At 70.8% G+C, this 2913-nt stretch carries 2 protein-coding genes; one reads left to right on the top strand and one right to left on the bottom strand.

Annotation, left to right across the window (positions count from 1 at the left end):
* Nucleotides 1-70: 70 nt before the first annotated feature.
* Nucleotides 71-835 carry an SDR family NAD(P)-dependent oxidoreductase gene (locus ACFXG1_RS33030; RefSeq protein ID WP_384708349.1) on the bottom strand — a complete coding sequence of 255 codons (765 nt, stop codon included), beginning with the start codon at nucleotides 833-835 and terminating at the stop codon, nucleotides 71-73.
* A gap of 339 nt (nucleotides 836-1174) precedes the next feature.
* On the opposite strand from ACFXG1_RS33030, the gene ACFXG1_RS33025 reads away from it, so the two are divergent.
* Nucleotides 1175-2913, top strand: a 1739-nt coding sequence (locus ACFXG1_RS33025) for a beta-ketoacyl synthase N-terminal-like domain-containing protein (RefSeq protein WP_384745869.1), incomplete at its 3' end; no start/stop codon positions are given.

The following is a 2913-nucleotide window of genomic DNA, read 5'->3' as shown; positions in this document are numbered from 1 at the left end:
CCACCGCGGACCGTACGCGGTGGGGCGCCCCGGGGCACCGGGCGGCGGGATCGCCGCTCAGGGGGCTTGCTCAGAGGACCTTCTGCATACCGCCGTCGATCAGATAGTCGGCGCCCGTGATGTACCCGGCGACCGGGGACGACAGGAAGACGATCAGGTCGGCCACCTCCTGGCCGGTGCCCCAGCGGCCCGCGGTCACCTGGGCCAGGGTCGTGATCTGGGTGGCGAACTCGTCGAACTCCATCCCGTACTCCGCCGACACCTTGGGGCCGTACTCGTCCCACAGCGGGGTGCGGATCAGCCCCGGCGAGACCGTGTTCACCCGGATGCCCCGCTTGCCGTACTCGTCGGCGAGCGCCTTGGCCCACGCCGTGAGCGCCGCCTTCGACGAGCCGTAGTAGTACGGGCCCTGGCCGGGCCAGCGGGCCACGCTGCTGGACACATTGACCACGGACTCCCGCAGCCGGGACTCCAGGGCCTTCGTGATCCGCACACTGGAGTAGAAGTTCAGCCGGAAGGCCCGCTCCCAGGTCTCGTCGGTGATCGCCGAGAAGTCGGTGATGTCCAGACCCGACATCCCGCCCACCACGTTGACCAGCAGATCGATCCCGTCGAACTCCGCCTCGGCGGCCCGCCGGAGCGCCTCCACACCCTCCTCGGTGAGGAGATCGGCCTCCACCGTGACCGCGCCGGACTCCTTCAGCTCCGTGGAGACGGCCACATCGGCGGCGAGGACACGGACACCCTCGCCGAGCAGGGTACGGACCACCGCGCCGCCGATTCCACCGCTCGCCGCCGTGACGACCGCGGTCTTGCCCGCCAATTGCAGATCCATGGTTCCCTCTTCCCCTCCGGCGGCCCCTGTCGGCCTCGGGCTCCGGACATCGGCGATGACCCGACCGAACGTAGGGGTACGCGCACACCACCCGGCCATCGGCGAATCACCGGCCCAATGGCGAATCACCGGCCCACGGCCGCGGTCCCACGGGGCGACCACGGAGCGGTAACGGACACCGCGACGACCGCCCGAATCGGTCATTACCGGTCCGTGACTGCCCGCTCCTACGTTGGGTGCCGTCATCTGGCATGCGGTGGACACCGGGAAACCCCGTCACCCTCCCTCTTCCCTTTCTCGCTCTGTTGTTCGCTCCGTTGTTGCTTGGGGGATTCATTCATGAAGGCGCAGGACGGAACCGAAACCCGACTCGTGCGGGACCCGCGGGACGAGAACCGTCACGAGCGGATCGCCGTCACGGGAGTCGCCTGCCGACTGCCCATGGCGCCGGATCCCGCCGCCTTCTGGAAGCTGCTGCGCGGCGGCTCGCACGCCATCACCGACGCCCCCGAAGGCCGTTGGGACACACCGGACGACGGGGCCGGCGACCCCGGGCTGCGCCGCGGCGGCTTCCTCGACGACCCCGGTCTCTTCGACGCCGCCTTCTTCGGGATCTCCCCGCGCGAGGCCGTCGCCATGGACCCGCAGCAGCGGATCGTCCTCGAACTGGCCTGGGCCGTCCTGGAGGACGCCGGAGTCGTCCCCGCGACCCTGCGCGGCACCAGGACCGGCGTCTTCGTCGGATCCCTGCGGGACGACTACGCGGGCCTGGTCCACCGGCACGGCTCCGCCGCCATCACCCGGCACACCATGACCGGCGCCAGCCGGGGCGTGATCGCCAACCGGGTCTCGTACCACCTGGGACTCGGCGGACCCAGCCTCACCGTGGACTCGGCCCAGTCGTCGTCGCTCGTCGCCGTGCACCTGGCCTGCGACAGCCTGCGGTCCGGGGAGTCCGAAGCGGCCATCGTGGCCGGGGTCAATCTGAACCTCCTCCCCGAGAGCGCCCTCGCCGAGGAGCGGTTCGGCGGACTGTCACCGGACGGCCGCTGCTACACCTTCGACGCCCGCGCCAACGGCTTCGTCCGCGGTGAGGGGGCCGTCGCCCTGCTGCTCAAGCCGCTGAGCCGGGCCCTCGCCGACGGCGACCGGGTCCTGGGCGTCATCAGCGGCTCCGCCACCAACAACGACGGCGCCACGGACGGCCTGACCGTCCCCAGCGCGCGGGCCCAGGAAGACGTCCTGCGCCGCGCGTACGACAACGCCGGGATCGCCCCCGACGCGGTCCAGTACGTCGAACTGCACGGCACCGGGACCCGGGTCGGCGACCCGGTGGAGGCGGCGGCGCTCGGCGCGGTCTTCGCCGAGGGCCGGAGCCCCGACGCGCCACTGCTCGTCGGCTCCGCCAAGACGAACGTCGGGCATCTGGAGGGCGCGGCCGGTCTGGTCGGGCTGCTGAAGGTGCTGCTCAGCCTGCGCCACCGGGAACTGCCGCCCAGCCTCAACTACGCCTCGCCGAACCCGCTGATAGCGATGGACGAGCTGGGGCTCGCCGTCCAGCGCACCCTCACGCCCTGGCCCCGGCCCGACCGCCCGCTGGTCGCCGGCGTGTCCTCCTTCGGTATGGGCGGGACGAACTGCCATGTCGTCGTGGAGGAGGCGCCGGCCGCCGCCGAGACGCTCCCGGCGGTCGTCGACTCCGGTTCCGGCGTCGGTGGTGTGGTGGGGGGTGGTGTGGTGGCTTTGGTGGTGTCGGGTGGTTCTTTGGGTGGTGTGCGGGGTGTTGCGGGTGGGTTGGTTTCGGTGGTTGGGGGTGGGGATGTGTGGGGTGTTGCTCGGGGTTTGGTTGAGGGTCGTGGGGTGTTGGGGTGGCGTGGTGTGGTGGTGGGTTCGGGTTGTGAGGGGTTGGTTGGTGGGTTGGGTGGGTTGGCTGGTGGTGGGGTGGTTCCGGGTGTGGTGGTGGGTTCGGGGCCGGTGTCTGGTGGTGGTCGGGTGGTGTTTGTGTTTCCGGGTCAGGGTCATCAGTGGGTGGGTATGGCGGTGGGGTTGTTGGATTCGTCTGAGGTGTTTGCGGGGTT

Origin of the sequence: Streptomyces sp. NPDC059248, from assembly GCF_042753905.1 — a bacterium.
Taxonomy (GTDB): Bacteria; Actinomycetota; Actinomycetes; order Streptomycetales; family Streptomycetaceae; genus Streptomyces.
The sequence above is the reverse complement of the archived record's forward strand: the minus strand, read 5'-3'. Positions and strand labels throughout refer to the sequence as shown.

Coding starts and splice junctions, on each gene's coding strand:
- ACFXG1_RS33030 (WP_384708349.1), bottom strand. CDS start 835: ATGGATCTGCAATTGGCGGGCAAGACCGCGGTCGTCACGGCGGCGAGC.